The following is a 22,316-nucleotide window of genomic DNA, read 5'->3' as shown; positions in this document are numbered from 1 at the left end:
AGGTGGTTGCCTGGGGCATTCATCGATGTGACAATGCCCGCAGTCAGTGCCAGCATTAAGAAAATGAGCACACCCCAAACCACGGCTGAGTCCGCAAAGCCAGCGGGCGATACGTCGTTCTTCGGCCACCCAAAGATGTTGGCCAGCCTCTTCTCCGTGGAAATGTGGGAGCGTTTCTCCTTCTACGGCATGCAGGGAATCCTGCTCTACTACATGTACTTCACCGCCGAGCAGGGCGGTCTCTCCATCGACCAGGGCCTCGCCGCTGGTTTGGTGGGCGCGTACGGTGGCGGCGTTTACCTGTCGACGATCCTCGGCGCCTGGCTCGCCGACCGTCTCTTCGGTTCCGAGAAAGTCCTTTTCGGTTCGGCCATCATGATCATGGCCGGGCACATTGCTCTGGCTCTCCTGCCCGGCATTCCGGGCCTCATCGCCGGCCTGGTGTTGGTTGGCATTGGCTCCGGTGGCCTGAAAGCCAACGCAACGGCGCTGGTAGGTACCCTTTACGGTGAGAAGGATGAGCGCCGCGACGCCGGCTTCTCCATCTTCTACATGGGCATCAACCTGGGCGGTCTTATTGGCCCGCTGGTCACAGGTTGGCTGCAGACGAGTTACGGCTTCCACATCGGCTTCGGCGCTGCAGCGGTGGGTATGGCGATCGGCCTGGTCATCTACTCCTTGGGCCGCAAGCGCCTCCCGGACGAAGCACACCGCGTTCCCAACCCGCTCCCGGCGAAGGACCGCACCAAGTACGGCCTGATCTTCCTGGGCATCCTGATTGTGGTGGCCGTCCTGCTCGGCACTGGATTGGTCAACGCCAACAACCTGGCCAGCAGCATGGCTTACGCCGCGATCGGCGCCGCAGTGATCTACCTCTTCCTGATCTTCCGTAGCCCGTTGGTGACCGGCCTGGAGCGCAAGCGCGTAGTGGCCTTCATCCCCTTGTTCATTGCATCGGCCGGGTTCTGGGCGCTGTTCCAGCAGCAGTTCACGTTCATCGCCGTGTACTCGCAGGAGAAGCTGGACCGTAACCTGTTCGGCTGGGAAATGCCCGCCGCATGGGTCCAGTCCATCAACCCCGTCTTCATCATCATCTTCGCCGGTGTGATGGCTGCCCTGTGGACGAAGCTTGGCTCCAAGCAACCGAGTTCACCGTTGAAGTTCTCCGCGGGCCTGCTCATCATGGGCCTGGCGTTCCTGGCGTTCATCCCGCTGGCCGGAGAAGGCAAGACCCCGCTGCTGGCCCTGGTGGGGATCCTGTTCCTGTTCACCCTGGCCGAGTTGTTCCTGTCTCCCATCGGCCTGTCCGTGAGCACCAAGCTCGCACCGCAGGCATTCCACACCCAGATGGTGGCACTGTTCTTCCTGTCGGTCTCGCTTGGGACCACCTTGGCAGGCATCCTCGCGGGGCTGTACAACCCCGACGACGAGCTCCCCTACTTCCTGGGCATCGGCGGCGTGGCAGTGGTCCTGGCCGTTGGACTTGCCGCGGCATCGCCGGCAATCAAGAAGTTGATGGGCGGCGTTCGCTAGGACTTTTGCCCAGCGACACGCAAACGGACCAGCGCCGCCCACATCCGGGCAGCGCTGGTCCGTTTCTCTGTCCCCGGCGAATTTGGGTGGCGTACCCTGCGCTAACCAACGACGACGCCCCTTGCGTCAGGCGGGATTCCCACCTGACACAAGGGGCGGCGTCGAACGTTTTTGTTTTAGTAGCTGTACCTGTTGGTGGAGGCACCGATGGCTGCGAAGAAGATGATGCCGAACACCACCGTCAGCGCGATTCCGAGGTAACCCATCACCAAACCGGCGATCGCCATGCCCTTGCCTGCAGGTTCACGCTTAAGTGCGAGGTGGCCCAGGATCACGGCAGCGATCTGCGGGAGGATGAAGAATCCGAAGCCGATGTAGACGGCGATACCGCACACCATGCTGGCGATGCTCATGCCCTTGGGCTGGGTGGGCGTTGCGTAGTAGGCGGGCTGGCCATACGGAGACTGCGGCTGGCCGTAGGGCTGCTGGCCGAAAGCCTGCTGCTGGTACGGGCTCGGCGGCTGGCCGTAAGGCGAGGCAGGCTGCTGGCTGTAGTCACCGGGGGTGTAGGCGTCCTGGTTGCCCGGCTGGCCGTAAGCGTTCTGCTGGCCGTAAGCGTTCTGCTGGCCGTAAGCGTTCTGCTCATACGGCGGCAGCGGCTGGGTGGCGTTGCCCTGGTCGAACGACTGGGCTGGCGGCTCGAACGCCGGCGGCACGGGAGCGCCCGGGGCCGGCGGCACGGGAGCGCCCGGGGCCGGCGGCACGGGAGCGCCCGGGGCCGGCGGGTTCTGCTCGGGAGCGCTGAACTGCGCCGGAGGAACGTACTGCGGCGGCTCGTAGCCGGCCGGCTTATCCTCGTTACCCTTGGATGGCTGATCTGACATAGGAATCCCCCTGAATGTGGTCTTTGATCCCAACACTACCGCCGTCCGGGGCCGCATATAAGGTAGCGCGCATTGTGGCGGCCGGCTGTCTTGGCGGAAGGCCGGCACTAAGGTCACTTATGGTAAACGCGGAGTGAACCTTTGGGCGATACCGGGAGATATCGTCCGAAGAAGTCCGCCATTCGGCGTCACAGGGGCCGGATCACGGACATTTCGTGTCAGCGGGGCCTTCGGTCTGGCATGCTGGACCCCATGGCTAGCCGAGCGGGCACAGTTGCCCTTCCCCAGGACCTTGTTGACATCACAGCCCTGCTGGACGCGTATTTCGACGTAGCTCCGGACTTGGGCGATCCCGCGCAGCGCGTGGCGTTTGGAACGTCGGGGCACCGCGGTTCCAGCTTGAAGGCGTCGTTCAATGAGCCGCACATCCTTGCCATCACACAGGCAATCGTTGAGTACCGTGGCCGTCAGGGCATCACCGGGCCGCTGTTCATCGGCCGCGACACGCATGCCTTGAGCGAGCCGGCGCAGAACTCCGCATTGGAGGTGCTGGCCGCCAATGGTGTGACCGTTCTGGTGGATGCCCGCCACGGATACACACCCACTCCGGCCCTGAGCCACGCGATTCTCAAGTACAACCGTGAAGCTGCGCCGGGCACACCCCAGGCCGATGGCATCGTGGTTACCCCCAGCCACAACCCGCCGGGCGACGGTGGCTTCAAGTACAACCCCCCGCACGGTGGCCCGGCCGACACCGACGCCACTGGCTGGATCGCCGACCGCGCCAACCAGTTGCTCGAGAACGGGCTCCGCGGCGTCAAGCGCATGCCGCTCAACGATGCCCTGGCTGCTGACACCACCGGCAAGTTCGACTTCCTCAGCAGCTACGTCGACGACCTCCCGTCGGTGCTGAACCTCGACGCCATCCGCGAGGCCGGCGTCCGCATCGGCGCCGACCCCATGGGTGGAGCTTCCGTGGACTACTGGGGCGAGATCGGCGAGCGCCACCAGCTCAACCTGACCGTGGTGAACCCCACCGTGGACCCGCAGTGGGCCTTCATGACCCTCGACTGGGACGAGAAGATCCGCATGGACTGCTCATCGCCATCGGCCATGGCGTCGCTGATCAAGCGGATGTCCGACTCCACCGGCTCCTCGGGCGCGGGCTCAGCGTTCGATATTGCCACGGGTAACGACGCCGACGCCGACCGCCACGGGATCGTGACGCCCGACGGTGGGCTGATGAACCCGAACCACTACCTCGCCGTCGCCATCGACTACCTGTACCGCAACCGCAGCGGCTGGAACCCGGACTCAGTAGTCGGCAAGACGTTGGTGTCTTCCTCGATCATCGACCGCGTTGCCGCCGGACTCGGCCGCAAGCTGGTTGAAGTTCCGGTCGGCTTCAAGTGGTTCGTCCCGGGCCTCCTGTCCGGCGAAGGTGCTTTCGGCGGCGAAGAGTCGGCCGGCGCCTCCTTCAACAAGCTTGATGGCAGCGTGTGGACCACGGACAAGGACGGAATCCTGCTGGCCTTGCTGGCGTCGGAGATCACCGCTGTGACGGGCAAGTCGCCGTCGCAGTTGTACAAGGGCCTCACCGACCAGTTCGGCGCGCCTGTCTACGCCCGCATAGACGCAGCCGCCACGCGTGAGCAGAAGGCAAAGCTGGGCAAGCTCTCCGCTGCCGACGTCACTGCCACCTCCCTTGCCGGCGAAGAGATCACTGCCAAGCTCACCGAGGCCCCCGGCAACGGCGCTTCGATCGGTGGTCTGAAGGTCGTCACCGAGAACGCCTGGTTCGCGGCCCGCCCCTCCGGCACCGAGGACGTCTACAAGATCTATGCCGAGTCGTTCAAGGGCGCAGACCACCTAAAGCAAGTCCAGGAAGAGGCCAAGGCGCTGGTGGACGGGGTCATCGCGTAGTGTCGGGGCCGCTGATCGATGAGATGTCCCCAGCGGAGGAGGAGTGGATCCAGGATCTTCTCCGTTCATTCCAGCAAGTGGGTTCGGCGGTGGACGGCCCTGACAGGGATCAGCCCCGCACTGATGTCGAGTACATCGACGCGCTGTGGCAGATGACTGTCAACCATGTCGAGGATGAGCCCGATTTCGATCCCAACGCGATGATCAACATCATGGGCGCAGCTCTTGGAGATCACCTCATCAGGGAGGTCCCCGGGCTTCGGTGGGTGCTGGGCACCTACCCGGACGGCGTAACGGAAGCCACAGTGCACCACCAGATCGGCAACATTGTGGTGCATCCGATGAACTTCATCGGCAAACGCTGGCCCACCCGCTCGGAGGAACCGGGCACCTGGATATCGCAACAGGCAGCTGGCCTGGTCCAGGGGATTCAGGGGGCGCTTGCGGCGGCATCTGGTGGTACCAACGCCGCGCAAAACAGCTAGCGACACCCAAACGGATTGAGGACACCTGAATTTGGGTGTCCTCAATCCGTTTCTGCGTCATCAGGCGTTATGGGTGTCCTGGACGACGGCCCCGGGACTAGACGGTGCGGACGACGTCGTCGTAAGCGAACTTCGGCTTGGCTTCGCCCCAGGCGTCCGGGCCGGGCTGTCCGATGTTGACCACGAGGAAGCTCTTCTGGTCGCCGGCCGGGAAGAACTCGGCGTCGATGGCGGCGAAGTCAGCGCCGGTCATCGGGCCCGCGGCGAAACCGAGGGAGCGCACGGCCAGGATGAAGTAGCCGGCCTGGAGGTGGGCGTTGTTGTTGCCGGTGGAGGCAGCGAAGGCGGGATCGGCGTCGTACATTGCCTTGGGGGCGCCGTACTCGGGGAGGAACTTGTCCCACTGTCCCTGCCAGTCGGTGTCGTAAGACAGGATGGCGACCAGCGGAGCTGAGGCGGTCTTCGCCTGGTTGCCGCGGGACAGGTGGTCTACCAGCTTGGCCCGGGCTTCGTCGGAGCGGACGTACGTCACGCGGAGCGGCTGGGAGTTGAAGGCGGTGGGGCCGAACTTGGTGAGCTCGTAGATGGCGCGGGCCTGCTCCTCGGTGACCTCACCGGAGAAGCTGTTGGCGGTACGGGCTTCGGCAAAAATGGCGTCGACTGCTGCGGCGTCAATGACTGCTTCTTCGTGGGCAATCGTCATTTGTGAACCTTTCGCTGGGCCCTGACCCTGGGCTGGCCGGGCACTTCTGCTTTCCATGGTTGCAACTTCAACTTCCGCTGTCCTCTTCCCATGACGGCCCGTGACGTTGGGCACAGCGGGAAAATGGGTAGCATCGTTTTTACGAGCCGGCGCCCGTTGTGGGTTGGCGTCTCAACTGTGGGAATGACGACACCAGAAGGGGCCTGATGCCTACCTTTCCCCTGGCGGCCCCTCGACGGGCCCTGGCAGTGCTTGTCCTGCTGCTTCTGGCGTTCCTGCTCCCCTCCACGCAAGCTTGGGCCTTGGACCGGCAACCGGCCGACGGCGACGATCCCGGCCAGCGCTACTTCGGAACTTTGCTCGACTGGGACAAGGACTCAGCTGCGGACTACGCCCARCGCCTCGGCGAGCCAGCTGCCCTGTACGGACAGAACGTATCCATGCCCATGGACGAAGGCGGCCTGGATTACCTCAGGGGTTACTTCTCCCAGGTAGCCGGCCAAGGCTCCCACGCGCTGCTCACCGTACGTCCCGGAATTTCCCTCCGGGACGTCAGCGACGACGCCGCGGCCACTTTTGCGCGTCAAATCACGACGGCGGCTGCCGGCTTCAGGGGCAAGGTCTTCGTCCGCTTCGCACCGGAAATGAACGCCCCATGGGTGGCTTGGGGCCAGGAACCCGAAGCATACCGGGCAGCATTTGGCCGGGTTGCTGCCGCGCTCAAGAGCAGCCTGCCAGATCCCGTGATGGTGTGGTCGCCGACAGCGGAGAAGGACTACCCGTTCCAGACGGCCACGTCCACGCCACCCAAAGGCGTCCCCTTGGCCTCGCTGGACACCAACGCTAACGGCGTCTGGGACCTCGACGACTCCGCGTTTGACCCCTATTACCCGGGCGATGACGTTGTGGACTGGATAGGCCTGTCCATTTATCACGACACCACCGGTGCAGGCTCCGCCCAGAACACCCTCCCTGCGGCCGACGAGTTCAACGATTCCCTGCACGCGTCCAGTGGTGGCACCGGAACGGACAATTTTTATGGCACCTATGCACAAGCCCGGAACAAGCCGCTGCTGATCGAAACCGGGGCTTTCTACTCGCCAGGAGCCGGCGGCGCCGCAGAGATTGACGTCAAGCAGACGTGGTGGCACCAGGTCTTCGCGTCGGTGGCCCAGCCCGAGAATGGGTCCGTCCGGGCAGTGGTCTGGAACGAAACCACCGATGCTCGCGATCAGAGCAAGGTGTCCATTGACTGGCGCGCCACCGCCCAACCGTTGCTGGCCGCTCCGTTCCGAACCTCTTTGGACACCTCTGGCCTAAGGGTCGGTCCTGTCACCGAGAAGGGGCTGAAGGACGTTCCGGGTCTTGAGATCCCGCAAACGAAGTCCGGCAGTGTGATCCGTGGATGGGCTGCATGGGCTACAGCCGGAACGGTCCTCGTGGCCGTCTCGGCACTCTGGTTTCTGTCATCGCGGGCGGCCCCCAACAAGTGGTCGTACACGGGTTCAGGCAGGCGGGATGCCAGGATCGACATGCTCCGCGGACTGGCGATCGTCTTCGTGGTGGTCAACCACGTGGGCATCAACTCGGTTTTCCAACTGCTGAGCCAGGAGACCATCGGAGTGGTCTCCGGGGCGGAACTCTTTGTCATGCTCTCCGGGGTGGTGCTCGGCATGGTCTACGGGCCGCGCATCTCCACGGAGCTGGGGGACGTGGTTGACGGGACAACCAAGCGGGCGTGGAAGCTCTACTTCACCGCCCTGGCCGTGGTCCTGATTGTCTACGGTCTGAGCCTGCTCCCCTTCATTAACGCCGCTGCCGTCACCACCTTCACCGATCAAGGCACAGGCGCAGCCGGGCATTCAGCCGCCGGAACGACCTATGACCTCTACGCCGGGATGGAAGGTTTGCTGCAGTTTCCGGTCCCGCAAGGCCTGATTCCGGCCCTGCTGTTGTTGCAGGTCGGTCCGTGGCAGTTCAACATCATGGGCCTCTACGTCATCCTGTTGTTGATCAGCCCTTTGATCCTGGTGGCACTGTCCCGCGGACTCACCTGGCTGGTGCTTACGGTCAGTCTGGCGCTCTACATCGGTGGATCCGTGTTCCGGTTCCGGTTGCTTCCCTCGCAGTTCGAGGACTCCTTTCCCCTGCTTGTGTGGCAGTTGCTGTTCGTCCTCGGCATGACTGCGGGGTTCCACCGCCAACGAATCATCGACTGGTTCGCCCATCCCCGTCAGCGGATTCTTCTGGGCGTGTGCGTTTTCCTGGCCGCAGCCTGCGCGCTTTTCTCGTGGAGCGGACCCTATCTGACAAACCAGTTGGATGTGCGCCTTGCCCTCATCCCGGAGACCACGTTCAGGTACCTCTACGACACCTTCTTCGGCCGCACTTATCTGGGCCCGGGCCGTGTTGTGAATGTCCTCGTCATTACCATCGCCCTTTATGCCCTCCTGAGTGCGTTCTGGAAGCCGCTCTCACGCGCTGTTGGCTGGTTCTTCATACCTCTTGGCCAAGCCACCCTGTACGTGTTCATCATGCACGTGTTCTTCATCGTGGCTATCGCCAACATCCCGGCGCTGCGGGACGGCAACCTCTGGCTGAACTCGGCCGTGTACGCAGCTTTACTCGCCATTCTGTGGGTCATGGTGAAAACGAAGTTCCTCTTCAAGCTGGTTCCACGGTAAGCAGCTTTAGCGGGGCGGGGCGGGTACTTTGGCGGTAATGTTGCACCGAATCCCAATACTCTTCTGAGGAAGGCTCCGCCATGAGCATGCTCGGCACCAAATGGAAGCTCCACGGTAATGGCAAGTCCATCCGCCCCGGTCACGTGGTGGCACCCGATGAGCGGCTCGCCTGGCCCCTGACCATCGGCATCGGCATGCAGCATGTAGTTGCGATGTTCGGGGCGACTTTCCTGGTCCCGATCATCACGGGCATGCCGCCGGCCACCACGCTGTTCTTTTCCGGTATCGGAACACTGCTGTTCCTGGTGATCACCAAGGGGCGAGTGCCCAGCTACCTGGGATCGAGCTTCGCGTTCATCGCCCCGATCATGGCGTCCCAGCAGCAGTACGGCGTTGGTGGCGCCTTGGGCGGCGTGGTGCTTGCCGGCGTCGTACTGGCGCTTATTGGTGCGGTGGTCCAGAAGTTCGGCGCCGAATGGATCAACCGGCTCATGCCGCCGATCGTCACCGGCGCCATTGTGGCGCTGATCGGCCTGAACCTGGCTCCGGCGGCGAAGGCGAACTTCGACCTGGCGCCCGTTACCGCGCTCATCACGCTGGTGACGATCATCCTGGTTTCTGTACTGTTCCGAGGCATCCTTGGGCGCCTGAGCATTCTGGTGGGCGTCGTTGTCGGTTACCTCGTGGCGATGATGCGCGGCGAGGTCAGCTACGAAAAGATGGATGCCGCAGCCTGGGTTGGCTTGCCGTTTTTCCAGACGCCCGAATTCCACATCGGCGTAGTGGGTCTGTTTGTGCCGGTGGTGCTGGTGCTGGTGGCTGAGAACGTGGGGCACGTGAAGTCGGTAGCCGCCATGACGGGCCAGAACCTCGACGGCGTCTCCGGCCGCGCGCTGATGGCCGACGGCGCCGCTACGGTACTTGCCGGGTTCGGCGGCGGTTCCGGTACCACGACGTACGCGGAGAACATCGGCGTCATGGCGGCCACCAAGGTCTATTCGACGGCGGCCTACTGGGTGGCCGGCGTCTTCGCCATCCTGCTGAGCTTCTCCCCGAAATTCGGCGAACTGATCGCGACCGTGCCCCCTGGTGTCCTGGGCGGTGCTGCGACCATGCTCTACGGCATGATCGGCGTGCTTGGCGTGAAGATCTGGGTTCAGAACAAGGTCAACTTCTCCAACCCGATCAACCTCACCACCGCTGCTGTGGCCTTGATCATCGGCATCGCGGACTACACCTGGACCATCGGTGAGCTGAAGTTCACGGGCATTGCCCTTGGCTCCGCTGCTGCGCTGGTGATCTACCACGGCATGAAGGGACTGGCTCGCTGGCGCGGGACCGTCGCTGAGCCGGAAACCGAGACGGCGGGGCTGCCGCCAGCGGTGAAGTCGGCGATGAACGCTGCGGCCAAGCGGGGCGGGAAGAAAGGGAAGTAGGCGGTAGCAAGCGAGGCGCCGCATGCGACCCATTACCGACGCTGAGCGGAAAGTGCTCGACCTGTTTCTTTCCGTCGAATTCGACGGCGTCGGTGCCTTCCGGAAGCAAGCGATGCACATTCTTGGAGTCGAGCCGGACTGCATTTGCGGTTGCCCTTCAATCAAGTTCCATGTCGACCGGGCGAAAGCGCCCGCCGCTCCGGAATTTTGCCTGATGCCTACAGAGGTCGAAGAACTTGCTCGGCCCGCCGGTGTCCCATCGTCGGTGCTATGTTTCGTCGACAAAGAGGGCTATCTTGCAAGCCTGGAATGCGTGTACTACGACGGTATTGTCACGGAATGGCCTGACACCGACCGTTGTGCAGTCATCCTCCGGGACACCGGTCGGAAAATGACTTCAGTATTACTACCGAGTGGGGCCCTCGTGCGCCCCGATGATGAGGAAGATCCTTGGGCATCTTTTGGGGAGGCCGGCTTGGGATTCACAGCAACGACCCGCAAGGGCTGGACTGAGACATATAGCGCCAGCGGGGAGTTGGTCTCGCGGGTTAGGTCGACGTAGGGCTGTCATTATCTGATTTCTGCGTGTTGACGGGGAGAACGCTCAAACCTCTAGGCTGAGGCCATGCAAGAAGACCCATCAGGAAGGGCACGCGTGGCGAAGCCTCGGGCGCAGATTACGGTCCGGACCTACCTCATCTGCCTCGCGGCGCTTGTAGCCTTGTCCTTCGGCGCTCCCGCAGTGGAGAAGCTTTTGCGGCCCAAATCTGAAAGGGTCTGCACCACCGAGAACGTGGTCATTTCCCATGAGAACCGAAGCCGCACCTCCTATAAGCTCGACACCTCGTGCGGGCAACTCGTGGTGGACGACTCGATCGCCGAGGAAGCCGACCGGACCATCAAGAAACAAACGACGTACCGCATGGTCATCGCTTCAGGCCTCCTGGGTGAGTACCTGGTTGAGTTACCCGTGGAACTTCAACCCTGACTGCCCTGACAAATGAGATGGCCTATGACGCAACGACACCCGAGCACGACGCAAAGCGCTGATCCAGAAAACGTTCACGTCTCCGTAGTCCGGGAAACGATCATTCCCGTTCTACTGAACGGCTTGGTCGGCATCATCGTGGTGGCAGGGCTTTGGATCACCGTGGTTCCGCCGGAATCACCGGGCAGGCTGGTCCAACTGGCTTTGGGGGGCCTTGTTGTCCTGGGACTCTGCCTTCGGTCAAGGTTTCCTTGGCTAGCTGCCGCTTGGACCGGCGTTGTGACGGCCGTTGGCTGGAGCTTGGGAATGACCGAGGATCCTTTCCTGGTGACAGGGCTCTGCCTGTACGTTGCCGCGGAACGATTCGGGACACGCCTCTTTCCTGCATGGCTGATCGTGCTGGAAATTCTTCTGTTTGCGTCCTTGCTTCTGGTCTCTGCGGAGGGCGCCGAAGCGAGCATCCGGGGCATCATCCTGGGCGCCGTCATCATCGGGGCCGCATGGGTCTTGGGAATTCGCACCCAACGCATGCGTTGCGAAACCGAGCGCAATGCCCGGGCCCAGGAACGGCTTCGCCTCGCACGGGATATCCACGACGTACTGTCCCACACCCTGGGAGGGATTGGGGTGCGGGCGGGCGTCGTGGCCCATGTAAAGTCGTCCACCCCCGACGATCTGCGATCTGCACTGCAGGGCATCGAGTCCGACGCCCGTGATGCGTTGGGCCAACTTCAGGTCTTGATGCGACAGGAACGCAGCGAAACGGCTGATGACGCTCCGCCGGGAAGCCTTCCGGAACTGGTGCGGGAGCTGTCGCAGCCGGCCATACGGGCCGGTATATCTGTGGTGATCGACGCCGACGAAAGTGCCCACGATCTTCCGGCCGCGCAGCGAACCACCGCGTATCGAATCATTCAGGAAGCCCTGACGAACGTGATCCGGCATTCCGGAGCAGGAACCTGCCGGATCACCATCAGGACTGAGGGCGACGACCTGCGGATCAGCGTCCTCGACGACGGCCCGGGGGCGGCTTTGGCTTCCAAGAACGGTCACGGACTCACAGGCATGCGTGAACGGGCTCAGTTATTGGGCGGGACCTTCGAAGCAGGACGGGAGACCAATGGATACCGTGTGGCTGTTTCACTGCCGGGAACTGCAGGGAGGGCGCACAGCCGATGAATGAAATCAGTGTGCTCATCGCAGACGACGATGCTCACATCAGGACGTCACTGCGCCTCTTGATCGACGACGAGCCGGACATGACGGTGTCCGCCGTGGCTGTGGACGGCGCGGAGGCCGTGGAGTCCATCTTGGAGCATCAACCGGATGTGGCCCTCATGGATGTTCGAATGCCACGGATGACAGGCCTTGAAGCTGCAGGCGTTCTGGCCTCCCGGAAATCCAGCACCCGGTTGGTCATGCTGACCACCTTCGATATGGACGATTACGTGTACCAAGCTCTCCGACAGGGCGCCTCCGGCTTTCTCCTCAAGAATGCGCCGCTGCCGGACATCCTCAAGGCAATCCGGACCGCACATGAAGGTAACGCCCTCCTCGCCCCGGAGATCACCCGCCGCCTCATAGACCGCTTCACCCAGAGCCCGGGCGCACACGACCGCATCAGCGAACTGACAGTCCGCGAACGCGAAACCTTGACCCTCATCGGACAAGGCGCCTCCAACAACGAAATAGCGGCTGCCCTGTTTCTCACGCGAACCACGGTGCGGACCTATGTGAGTAGAATCCTGACGAAACTGGACGCGCGGGACAGAGCCCAACTTGTTGTCATCGCCTACGAAGGCGGCCTGGTGCGTCCTACGCCCATCTAAAGCCTTCCCAAGAGCGTGCCACGACTGTCAACACCTGCAGACAGACAAGCGATGCCGGCCCGGATTGACTTGAGTCATGCCAGCATCTTCCACAGCGACCCTCGACGTGCGGCCGGGGTTACGAACCACCATGGCCCGCGCCGTCAGGGCCGAGACCACCAAACTCCTGACGCTGCGTCTTTGCCTCAACACCATGGCGGGAACGGTGCTGCTCACGGTGCTTCTTTCCTGGATACTGACAAACCTGATCGACGCTGCCCATAAGGCAGGGAGGCCGGAGGAGGCAGCTGGCCTTGAGGGAGGTACGGCCTTTCTGGTCATCCTTCACTATGGACAAATAGGGGTCATCCTTCTTGCTGCGTGGTCGATGCACCAGGAGTCGGACAGCGGCTCGCTTCGTAGCACCTTGATCAGCCTCCCGCAGCGCAGTGCCGTGTTGGCGGCCAAAGCGATCGTGATTGTCGTTGCCGTTTTCGTCACGGCTGTCCTGAGCGTATTTGGGTCGGCAGTTATTCGTTGCGCGGTCATCGACTGCACCGCCGAGGGCAGCCGGATAGCAGCAACTCCACAAGCGGCATCAGGAATCCTATGGGGCGTGGTCCTTTACTGGATACTCATCGCCCTGTTCACCTACGCCTTGTCGGTGGTCCTTCGCAGCGGATTGGCGGCCATGGGCACGGTCTTGGCGATGGCCCTCATTGTCTCCACCTATATGGTGAACATCACCTCCCTGGCCAAGTTCCTGCCGGATCAGGCGGGCGCCCAGCTCTACCAACTGCCACCTTCCGCGCCGGGCGATTTGGGACCTGCGACGGGCGGATTGGTCCTCGTGGTGTGGGTGGTCGCAGCGTTGGTCGCTGCTCTTGTTCTGTTCCGCCGCCAACCAGTTCGCCGCTAAGTGACATCGACTACCGAGGAGATCAGACAGTGATCGAGATTAAGAATTTGAGCAAGAAATACGGGCAGTCGGACGGAATTATCGACGTCTCACTGACGGCCGAGCCCGGGAAAGTCACCGCTTTTCTCGGCCCGAACGGGGCTGGCAAGTCGACCACTTTCCGTCTGCTTCTCGGCCTCGACCGGGCGGACAGCGGGTCCGCGCTCATCGAAGGAAAGCCTTACCGGGACCTCATCGCCCCCCTCTGGACCGTTGGAGCTCAGTTCGATGGCTCAGGAGCCCACAAGGGTCGCACAGCCAAGGCCCATCTCACTTGGCTGGCTCAGTCCAATGGCATCCCGCATTCGAGGATCGGTGAAGTCCTCGAGCTCGTCGGACTTTCGGACGCCGCCCGGAAACGCGTGGGAGCGTACTCACTGGGGATGGGTCAACGGCTGGGGATCGCCGCGGCCCTCCTCCGCGATCCACGCATTATTGTTCTCGATGAGCCGACCAACGGCTTGGATCCCGAAGGTATCCGCTGGATCCGGGGGCTTCTGAGAACCCTCGCGGCCAACGGCAAGACTGTCCTTATCTCCAGCCATCTCATTAACGAGGTCCAGCACGTAGCTGACCATATCGTCGTCATTTCCGGTGGCCGCATCGTCCAGTCTGGAAACGTCGTTGATCTGGTAGCCGGTCACCATGACCTGGAAGCCGCCTACTTTGACTGGACCGGCAACGCAGCTAAGGGAAGCGCCGCATGACTGCACTCGTCGACACTGCCCGAACGCCCAGTCTGTTCCGCGCCGAACTCACCAAGCTCGTCACGTTAAGGTCCGTGTGGATCACTGCCGCCCTGACGTGGCTCATCGTCGTCCTCGTCGGGTGGTCCCAGGCGGGTCCGGTGGGGGAAGCGCTCCGAACGAATGACCCCGGCCTGGCCCCAGGGGCGAGTCCGGAGACGGTGGGCTTTGACTGGGTTGCGCTGGGACTGATTGGAATCATCGTTATCGGCGTCATTTCCGCATCGAGTGAGTACGTGTCGGGCCAACTGCGGACAAGCCTGGTGGCCGCGCCGAACCGCGAGCGCCTCTACGTGGCAAAATGCACTGCGTTGACCGTGTTTGTCACGCTGCTGGGTCTGGTGACCATCCCGCTGCTGAGCCTGCTGTCCCAATCCGGTCTCGGCGAACTTTCCGTCGTCAACGGAACCGTTCCGGCAAGCCTTAGTCTCCGCTGGGTTGGTGCCATCGCTTTCTGGGATGCCATAGCCCTCATTGGGTTCGCGCTGGGCATCTTGCTCAAGCAGACGCTGATACCGCTGTTTGCGCTGATTGTAGTGTCGCAACTGTCATTGATGTTGCTCTTGCTGACTCCGGCTTTTGCCTACCTACCCACAGTGGCCGGGGTCCTGCTGTTTGATCCCGGCTTGGTGACGGGGTCATACCCGGCCGCGGACCTGGGTGCTCTCACCGCTGCGATAGTTACCTTCACCTGGACAGCCGGCCTCGTGGGTTTTGCAGGGTTCAAGTTCAGCACGCGGGACGCCCGCGGATAGCTGAACCACGACGGCGGTCCTCACCTCAGACTGAGGCGGGGACCGCCGTCGGGCTTGGCTTAGCGACGTACGAGTCCGGTTTTCGCTGCGACTGAATATGTCCGGTTAGGCGTATGTTCACCAACCCCATCGAAATAGTCAGCTTGCTTACTAAAGCATCCTTCCCTAGGCTGGTTCAGGTCAGACAAACAACTCTCGCAGCACCGGCACATGCCCAAAAAGCAGCCGAACAAGAGGAGGAACAATGTCAGAACACAACATCGCAGGCAAGAAGGTCGCATTCCTTTTGACGGACGGCGTGGAGCAGGTGGAACTCACCAGCCCGTGGCAGGCCATCAAGGACGCCGGAGGCGAGCCCACCCTGGTAGCCCTCGACAAAGGCAAGCTCCAGGGTTTCAACGGCGTGGACAAGGGCGACACGTTCGACGTCGATCTCGCAGTTGCGGACGCCAACGCCTCGGACTTCGACGCCCTGGTTCTCCCGGGCGGCGTCGTCAACGCGGACAACCTCCGCGTGGACAAGGACGCCCAGAACTTCACGCGCTCCTTCTTCGAGCAGCACAAGCCAGTCGCTTCGATCTGCCACGGACCGTGGATCCTCATCGAAGCCGGAGTGATCAAGGGCCGCAACGTCACCTCGTACCACACGCTCCAGACGGACCTGAAGAACGCTGGCGCCAACTGGAGCGATGAAGAAGTGGTGTGCGACCAGGGACTGGTCACCAGCCGCAACCCGGACGACCTCCCCGCCTTCAATGCCAAGGTTGTTGAAGAGATCTCGGAAGGCCAGCACGCCGGCCAGACGGCTTAGCGGCCACCAGCGTCCTTAAGGCGAGTGCCGCCGTCGTACTTTCACAAGAAGTACGACGGCGGCACTTGCGTTTAACTGCCAGGCAGGCCTCGTTCGCCCGGGCACTTGAGTGATTTGTAAAATATATAGACTGGTCTATTATTTCTTTATGCCATCCAAAGGAACCCTGACAAGAGAACGGCTCACAGAGCCCCTGCTCCAGCCCGTCCAGACCAGCGGTGTTGACGCCGAAGACGCGCGGCCGCCGGTGGCCGTTCTTGTGCCATCGGCGGAGACTGCGACCATAGCCTCTCGCGCCACGCAGAGCACCCAACCCCTTGCTGCGGCCGCTGGTGCGGTAGTGGAGCTTGTCAACCAGCGTTGCCAGACCGCCGGGAGGACCCGATGACACCCCGCGCAGACTCCCGCAACGCCCTGGTCTTCGGGGCCTCGGGAATGGTCGGCCGGCACCTCGTCCTGACCCTTGCAAAGGCTGGCGCGAACGTGACAGCGGCAGTCCGGACCGCCGAGTCCGGAGCGCGTGTGGAGCGATGGGTCAGGGAGCATGGCCTGGAACGTAGCATCAGGACGACGATCGTCGACTTCGATGCTCCCGGGATCGTCGCGGGTGGACCATCGACATTGCCGTTCATCACCGAGATCCACAACTGCGCCGGGACCTACCGATTCGGGATGACCGCCCAGGAGGCACGCAGCGCAAATGTTGGCATCGTCGAGAAACTGATCGACTTCGCAAAGGACCTCCCCAACCTGCAGCGCGTCGTCCACGTGTCGGGCTACCGGGTGGGCGGACAGGACCCCGCCACTGTCCCATGGTCAGATGACCACCGCATCGCGGTCTACAAGGAACTTGGCGCCTACGAGGCTTCGAAAGTGGAATCCGACGCCATCTTCCAAGCACGTGCCTTGGAGCACGGAGTCCCCTGGACGATCGTCAATCCGTCCAGCCTGATCGGCGACAGCGTGACCGGGGAGTCCGACCAGCTCATCGGCCTGGCTACCACCATCGCGCAAGTCTGGGAGGGAGCCGTAGCCGCACTGCCCGGAAACGGATCGACGTTCCTCCCGGTCGTCACGGTCGACTACTTGGCTGCCTTCATGACCGCAGCAGCGGTCGATCCCACTGCTGCGGGCAAGGCTTATTGGGTTCTCGACGACGCTACCCCGCCGCTGGCTGACCTGCTCACCCACGTCGGGCGGCACCTCGGAGTCAAGGTTCCGCGGGTACGGATGCCGGTCGGCGTCATCAAGCGACTCCCGCAGCGGATCACCAGGGCGGATCCCGAGACACTTTCCTTCATGTCCGCCGACCGCTATCCGACAGAGTCAGCCATCGAGTTCGCAGACAGACACGGGATACGGATGCCGGACGTACTGGTGTCCCTGGAACGGTGGGCCGACTACTTGGCCGCACACCGGTTTGGCGACGCCTTGGCTGACGGCCGCCGATTCGTCGATGCCGGCGGTGTAAGGACATTCGAACTCGGAGTAGCCGGATCCACCCGGGTGGTCCTTCCCGGCTTGCCGGTCAACGCAGACACATGGGCCGGCGTCGCTTCGGGTGTCGGCGCGCGCGTCGTCGACCTTCCCGGACTCGGCCTCAGCGGAGGAACAGGCATTCAGGACTGGGAGCAGTGGCTTCCCGATGTGCTGGGCGGTGAACCTGCTGACCTCATCGGCCATTCCATCGGCGCGGCTGCGGCAGTGGTCGCGGCGGACCGGTTCCCGGAGCGGGTCAAGTCCCTGACACTGGTCGCACCGTTCTTCCTCCAAACCCCAACGGGCGTCCCAGCCGGGCTTCGGCCGCTCGTATCCACCTACCTGCGACACACCAGTCCGGCGCGGCTGTCACGCCAACTGACCGGATCAGAAGCGAACGCGGCTGCTCTCCAGTCCAGCCTCAGTGACATCAAACGAAGCAGCGCCAAGAAGGTTGCCAAGCAACTCGCCCTTGCAGGATCGAAACAGTGGCGTAGCGAACTCCAGGAGGCCCTGGGGCGATTCACCGGCCCGGTCCGCATCATTACGGGAAGCGAGGACCCAATCGCCCCGGGCATGGTTGGGCAGCTCGAATCACTTCCGAACGTTGAGCTCGTCTCGATGCCGGGCGCAGGGCACCATCCGCAGCTGACTCATATAGATCCACTCGTCACACTCATCACGCAATCCGTCGGGTGAACAGGGCGCCCGGGTCCAGCTGTTGAGAAATACACATGCCGATTGAGATCCACCAACGAGCTCTGACCTGGAGGGTAGCCAGAGGTTCAAACTGGCTACATATTTCAAAGCCAGTTCAGGGGATGCTGGAGTGATGTTGTCTTGCGTGAACTGGCCATCAACGGACGAGTGTGGGCCTCCGGACTGGACCCGCAACCGAACAGCCACTAACTCTCAAACGGGCGAGTAAACGAACACCGCAACCCAAACGCCGGATGTCAACCGCCAAAGCCACAACAAAATGGAGCACCGTCGGTCCACAGGCTGGTGGCACTTAGGAACCGAAGGACGCTGTCCCACTTCCTTGGAAGTGGAACAGCCAAGAGTGGGACGCTGCCCAGCAGCTGATGGGGTCAGTTAGTGCAGAGAAGTTTGGAGCCGATCTTCGCATCCTTGGCCCAGGACGGGACCAGGCCGCACTTTGCGATCAACAGCCGCCGGTCAAGGGCTCCCTCGTCCAGTCGTTCGGCCACGATTGGCACAATCTGGGTCGGGGCGACGTTCCAGCTCGGCCCAGGAGGGTTGCCTTCAACCTCCTTGGCCTCGAAATGGCTCAGAAGATCGCTCGTTGCTTTGGACATCACGTATCTGCCGCAAATGAGCCCATTCTGCCCACAAAACCTTCAAAGCGTGGCCAGCCGCGGGCCGGCGCCCGGGTACTTCTTGAGGACCTCGCGCAGCTCCCCCTCCCATGACGGAGCTCGCGGTCGCTGTCCTGAGGTGTGGTGTCCCGCGTTGGTACCCATACTCAATCATTACCTCGCTGATTCTTCTCTTGCCGTGGCGCTCATTCGAGCGGCTTTTCCCAATCCGCGAGGTCACGCAGGGATCCAATCACTTGGTAGAGCGCTAGTCTGGCAGCCTCCGTTTTCAGGAATGGGGTCAAGGGAGGTGGCCAATTGAGAGGCTTGTTGTCCGCTGGCCAGATCAGCTTTGCGGGAGTGGCATCGACTCCTCGTTGTGCGTCAAGCCAGATATAGCGGTTATCGGCATTCCAGGGAAGATCTGGTTTGAAGTACTGCTGGATGAAATAGATGCCCTCTATTCCAAGGAAAGAACTCGCTGTGTTGTTTGGTTGGGCCAGTGCCGCTTGGGGGTCCGTGCCTGCGTCCAAGACCAAACGATGGGGTTGGTGCCAGATTGAAACGGTGGACCATGGGGAGTTTGTAATCCCCATATAGATGCGTGCGGACGAAGGTGGCCGGCGGGTCTTCATGAAGGAAGTGAAATCTTCGTCCACGAAGACCCTGTCCTCGACAGGAAGGTACTGGTCATACATAAGAAGGCACTTATATACCCACGCCGCCAGATAAAGCTTTCCTTCAGGGGACACCAAGTGCGGCATGGGAGGTGTCTTCTTGGCCATCTTTCTTAGGATCGGTTTGACTGAAGTCTCCAGTCTCGACATCCAGCCGTTGTTGCAAGCAGCGCAGACGCTCTTTACTTTTACCTCGTGGACGTTCGGCGTCCTCGTACCCCGAGCTTCATCGACCTTGACATAGGTTCCTTGAGAGTTCTTCCTCACGACCGTCTGACGGAAAGGAGCCTGGTAGGAGCCCTTGCGTTGGATGAAGGCCTGAGGAGCGGCAAATTGCCGTAACCACTGGGGAAAGACGTGTTCCACCGTCAAAGGAAACCCACCGCAGAAGACACATGTTCTCATGAGCGCAAAGGCTATCCCGTTTTGTCTGGCTTGGGAGCCACCCTCGTTGAGCGGCACTCATTGATGCGTGCAAAGGACGCTTGTGCGCACTTTGGGACGTTCGTCGGCAACGACCTCACCGTTACTAAGTTGGCAAGCATCGGTCCGGCGGTTCCATCGGCGTTCAGGTGCCATGGTTTTATTTGCACATGAGCAATTCGGACCTGATCGCACTAGTCGCTGGTGTCGTGACACTCGTTGGGGCAGTAATTACGGCACTGCAGTACAGGCGCAGCAACCCCAAATCACGGATATCCGCAGACGTCAGGGCCGCCCCAATAGTAAACAAGCTCGGGCAAGGCAGCGGTTGGGACAAGCTCGTGGTCCAACACTCCGGCAACGTTGTGCAGAACCCCTACGTGCTGATTGTCACTCTTGAATCAACTGGACGAGCGGATATCCAGAGCAGCAGATTTGATGCCGGAAAACCACTCATCCTCGAATGTGGCGCGCCTATTATCGCTCTGCTGAGTGACGATCCTGAAGCCGATCTGGGTAGAGTAAACCCGGCTGGGTTGTTCCGGGCCGAAGGCGATAACGTCCTTTTCGGTCCTGCTCTGTTAAAGAAAGGCCGCCCCGCCCAAACAACGGTGCTGCTCGACGGACGACCTAAGTGGGCGTGGAATGACCGGAACCTCATTGACGTCAAGATCCAGCCTGGCCGAGGTCGAGACGCCGTGGGCTTTCTCCGAGGACATTTCTCATTAGGCACCATTGCAGCAATAGCCACCGTAGGTGCCCTACTTGTGGCTGTGGCGACATTTGCCCTGCAGTTCTTCGGACCTCAGCTTGGGATCGGGAGTCGTTCGGTTCCCCCACCCGTACAAACCCGTTTGGACGGCACCTACCCACAAGCTGGTTGCTCCGTAGATGCCATAACGCTGAAGAGTATCCCCATTGCCAGGGCCTCAGAGCCTTCCCCGTTCGCGTTAGTGACCGTACTGCACTCTCCTGGATGCGAAACGAGCTGGGTCCACGTCAGCAACCAACTCAGCGGAACAACGGTCACGAAGTACATCGAACGAGGCCCTGCTGAGGGCCTCCCTTCAGTTAGCTTCACATCGCCGGATATCACTGGAGATGTGCAAGCAACACCCGAGGCAAAGAACTCCTTCACACCCCAGGTGTACGCACCCGGCTGCGTCCTTGTACGAGTGGAGTTCACGGACGCAACCGGTATTCGTCTGGGTGAGGTGCCTCTGCAGCCTGTGTGTTGATGCTGGAGTAGGCGACAAGAGCAACGTGTCCCACTTCCTTGGATACGGAACGCGGCAGCTGGGACTCCGTTGACGTAAAAGAGAGACGCTGTCGGGTTCACCGACCTGGTAGGCCGCTTAGGCGGGAGCTGGAGCCACTCGGTCGTCCTGCATGGGATCAGGAGGAAGCGGAGCTGGCAGCACCGGGGCGTTGATGAGGGAACGGTCGTAAACGACCAAGGCGTTGTTCTCGATGATCTGTTGCTTCGAGGTCACAAGACCTGTCCGTTTGTCCCGGGTCAGCCTCATCACCCGGTTATGGCGGTAAACCTTATTCCCGGACTCGTAGAAGTAGGCGTCCTCTTCACGGATGTGGAATTTCACATCCGGGACGTGCTCGGCGCGAAGTTCACCACACAGGTATTCGTCGTTGGTACTTACCAGGAATTGGAAAGCCTGGTCCGTGTCATTGCGAACCCGGTAGTCCAAGTAGTTGTAGATGATCGAAGTGCCCGAACCAAACGGGATCTGACGATTGAAGTCCGGAAACAAGTCCAGGTCCCCGTGGTGGTGATGCTCCACCACAGTCAGCTCGCTGTGCAAGACCATCCAATGCAGAAGGTTCGTGAATTGACACAGGCCGCCACCAATTCCGGAATCGGCTCGGCCATGGTTGATGACCAGGCCCTCGCGGTATCCCTTGGCTTCAGTGCAACTCCCTACCAGCTTCCAGAACGAAAAGGTCTCGCCGGGACGAATGACGACAGAGTTCACCAGAGGCGCGGCGATCCCCAGACTTACCGCCTTATTTTCCTGGAGGTGCAAGTCCACGTTGCCCAGCTTGCGGCGGATCAGTGAGTTGTGACGGTAGACAACCGCAGGAAGGACCTCTTCCGGCTGGCGCCGCGCAAAGACTGTGGGAGAGAACAGGTCGCGCAATTTGCGGTTCAGGATCATGCGCTGCACAGAAATGCGGTATGTGATCGGCGAAAGTTCGCAGAAGAGTTTTCGTGCCATGGTTCCCCCGGTAAAAACGCCCACCCAGGGCAAGCCAAACCGGAACGCCCGGCGTCAAGGCTATCTTTCCAGACGCTTGAAGAAATCGAGTAATCGGTGAAACGGTCCGTCCTGAGCCAGTGGAACATGGGCCATCCAACCAACGCCTGAGGTTCATGCGATACCAGATGCCGGCGCAGGTGCCTTAGGTGCCGACCGGGATCGTCCCAGTTCCTTAGAAGTGGGACACCAGCAATGGAACACTCCCCCACCCATCCGAATCTGTCGTTTTCAGAAGCCGACTGCACAAAATCCCGCTGAATTTTGGGGTTTGTGCAGACGGGTTGCGATCAGTGACTGGCCGGTACTCCTGTGCACAAGTGCCCGTTTGTTCAGCACTCCTGTTCACAATCCGCGCCATTGATTTGTCTCGGAACGTTAGGGATTCGAGGCACCTCGGTTATAAGACATGGAGGGGGTTCAGAGAAGGA

General features: G+C 61.5%; 20 protein-coding genes. 15 read left to right on the top strand and 5 right to left on the bottom strand.

Annotated features, from left to right (window positions below; genetic code table 11):
- The first annotated feature begins 33 nt into the window (after positions 1-33).
- Complete coding sequence (locus tag AB4Y81_RS06005; RefSeq protein ID WP_039239111.1) at positions 34-1,533, top strand: peptide MFS transporter; 1,500 nt, start codon at positions 34-36, stop codon at positions 1,531-1,533.
- 176 nt (positions 1,534-1,709) lie between these two features.
- Here AB4Y81_RS06005 and AB4Y81_RS06000 read toward each other — a convergent pair whose 3' ends face one another.
- Positions 1,710-2,417 carry a DUF4190 domain-containing protein gene (locus AB4Y81_RS06000; RefSeq protein WP_441995512.1) on the bottom strand — a complete coding sequence of 236 codons (708 nt, stop codon included), beginning with the start codon at positions 2,415-2,417 and terminating at the stop codon, positions 1,710-1,712.
- A 252-nt stretch (positions 2,418-2,669) separates the two neighbouring features.
- Between AB4Y81_RS06000 and pgm the strand changes: the two genes are divergently transcribed.
- On the top strand, positions 2,670-4,340 hold the full coding sequence (gene pgm, locus AB4Y81_RS05995) for a phosphoglucomutase (alpha-D-glucose-1,6-bisphosphate-dependent) (protein ID WP_026267259.1): 1,671 nt from the start codon (positions 2,670-2,672) through the stop codon (positions 4,338-4,340).
- 23 nt (positions 4,341-4,363) lie between these two features.
- Positions 4,364-4,825, top strand: a complete 462-nt coding sequence (locus tag AB4Y81_RS05990; RefSeq protein ID WP_156369826.1) for a DUF3806 domain-containing protein — start codon at positions 4,364-4,366, stop codon at positions 4,823-4,825.
- 97 nt (positions 4,826-4,922) lie between these two features.
- On the opposite strand, the gene AB4Y81_RS05985 is transcribed toward AB4Y81_RS05990, so the two are convergent.
- Positions 4,923-5,528: a malonic semialdehyde reductase gene (locus AB4Y81_RS05985; RefSeq protein WP_018778385.1), complete on the bottom strand. Its 606-nt coding sequence runs from the start codon at positions 5,526-5,528 to the stop codon at positions 4,923-4,925.
- Between the two features lie 206 nt (positions 5,529-5,734).
- Between AB4Y81_RS05985 and opgC the strand changes: the two genes are divergently transcribed.
- From opgC to AB4Y81_RS05930, 11 genes are all read left to right on the top strand, one after another.
- Positions 5,735-8,212 carry an OpgC domain-containing protein gene (opgC, locus tag AB4Y81_RS05980; protein ID WP_441995511.1) on the top strand — a complete coding sequence of 826 codons (2,478 nt, stop codon included), beginning with the start codon at positions 5,735-5,737 and terminating at the stop codon, positions 8,210-8,212.
- An 80-nt stretch (positions 8,213-8,292) separates the two neighbouring features.
- Positions 8,293-9,648 (top strand): uracil-xanthine permease family protein, encoded by a 1,356-nt coding sequence (locus tag AB4Y81_RS05975; protein ID WP_018778387.1) that lies wholly within the window; start codon positions 8,293-8,295, stop codon positions 9,646-9,648.
- Positions 9,649-9,670: 22 nt separating this feature from the next.
- Positions 9,671-10,210 (top strand): hypothetical protein, encoded by a 540-nt coding sequence (locus AB4Y81_RS05970; RefSeq protein WP_441995510.1) that lies wholly within the window; start codon positions 9,671-9,673, stop codon positions 10,208-10,210.
- Positions 10,211-10,273: 63 nt separating this feature from the next.
- The gene (locus AB4Y81_RS05965) at positions 10,274-10,636 is read left to right on the top strand and encodes a hypothetical protein (RefSeq protein ID WP_306879487.1); all 363 of its coding nucleotides are present in this window, start codon (positions 10,274-10,276) and stop codon (positions 10,634-10,636) included.
- Between the two features lie 24 nt (positions 10,637-10,660).
- A complete protein-coding gene (locus AB4Y81_RS05960) occupies positions 10,661-11,815 on the top strand; it encodes a sensor histidine kinase (protein ID WP_018778394.1) in 1,155 nt (384 codons plus the stop codon).
- Positions 11,812-12,465 carry a response regulator transcription factor gene (locus AB4Y81_RS05955; protein WP_441995509.1) on the top strand — a complete coding sequence of 218 codons (654 nt, stop codon included), beginning with the start codon at positions 11,812-11,814 and terminating at the stop codon, positions 12,463-12,465. Before AB4Y81_RS05960 ends, AB4Y81_RS05955 begins: the two co-directional genes overlap by 4 nt.
- A 76-nt stretch (positions 12,466-12,541) precedes the next feature.
- Positions 12,542-13,363 carry a hypothetical protein gene (locus AB4Y81_RS05950; protein WP_413304520.1) on the top strand — a complete coding sequence of 274 codons (822 nt, stop codon included), beginning with the start codon at positions 12,542-12,544 and terminating at the stop codon, positions 13,361-13,363.
- A gap of 47 nt (positions 13,364-13,410) precedes the next feature.
- Positions 13,411-14,109 carry an ABC transporter ATP-binding protein gene (locus tag AB4Y81_RS05945; protein ID WP_441995508.1) on the top strand — a complete coding sequence of 233 codons (699 nt, stop codon included), beginning with the start codon at positions 13,411-13,413 and terminating at the stop codon, positions 14,107-14,109.
- Positions 14,106-14,903: a hypothetical protein gene (locus AB4Y81_RS05940; protein ID WP_441995507.1), complete on the top strand. Its 798-nt coding sequence runs from the start codon at positions 14,106-14,108 to the stop codon at positions 14,901-14,903. Before AB4Y81_RS05945 ends, AB4Y81_RS05940 begins: the two co-directional genes overlap by 4 nt.
- Before the next feature lie 244 nt (positions 14,904-15,147).
- Positions 15,148-15,714 carry a type 1 glutamine amidotransferase domain-containing protein gene (locus tag AB4Y81_RS05935; RefSeq protein WP_018778399.1) on the top strand — a complete coding sequence of 189 codons (567 nt, stop codon included), beginning with the start codon at positions 15,148-15,150 and terminating at the stop codon, positions 15,712-15,714.
- Positions 15,715-16,098: 384 nt separating this feature from the next.
- Positions 16,099-17,892 (top strand): alpha/beta fold hydrolase, encoded by a 1,794-nt coding sequence (locus AB4Y81_RS05930; protein ID WP_441995506.1) that lies wholly within the window; start codon positions 16,099-16,101, stop codon positions 17,890-17,892.
- 392 nt (positions 17,893-18,284) lie between these two features.
- Here the strand turns inward: AB4Y81_RS05930 and AB4Y81_RS05925 are convergent, their stop codons facing one another.
- Positions 18,285-18,512, bottom strand: coding sequence for an SOS response-associated peptidase family protein (locus AB4Y81_RS05925; protein WP_229778659.1), 228 nt, complete (start codon positions 18,510-18,512; stop codon positions 18,285-18,287).
- 206 nt (positions 18,513-18,718) lie between these two features.
- Complete coding sequence (locus tag AB4Y81_RS05920) at positions 18,719-19,651, bottom strand: hypothetical protein (RefSeq protein WP_156369828.1); 933 nt, start codon at positions 19,649-19,651, stop codon at positions 18,719-18,721.
- Positions 19,652-19,782: 131 nt separating this feature from the next.
- Here AB4Y81_RS05920 and AB4Y81_RS05915 point away from each other — a divergent pair, with 131 nt between their 5' ends.
- Positions 19,783-20,850: a hypothetical protein gene (locus AB4Y81_RS05915; RefSeq protein WP_441995505.1), complete on the top strand. Its 1,068-nt coding sequence runs from the start codon at positions 19,783-19,785 to the stop codon at positions 20,848-20,850.
- A gap of 117 nt (positions 20,851-20,967) precedes the next feature.
- Here AB4Y81_RS05915 and AB4Y81_RS05910 read toward each other — a convergent pair whose 3' ends face one another.
- The gene (locus AB4Y81_RS05910; protein WP_055976812.1) at positions 20,968-21,846 is read right to left on the bottom strand and encodes a VanW family protein; all 879 of its coding nucleotides are present in this window, start codon (positions 21,844-21,846) and stop codon (positions 20,968-20,970) included.
- Between the last annotated feature and the right edge of the window lie 470 nt (positions 21,847-22,316).

It is taken from the genome of Paenarthrobacter sp. TAF1 (assembly GCF_052113825.1).
Classification (GTDB): Bacteria; Actinomycetota; Actinomycetes; order Actinomycetales; family Micrococcaceae; genus Arthrobacter; species Arthrobacter nicotinovorans.
The sequence above is the reverse complement of the archived record's forward strand: the minus strand, read 5'-3'. Positions and strand labels throughout refer to the sequence as shown.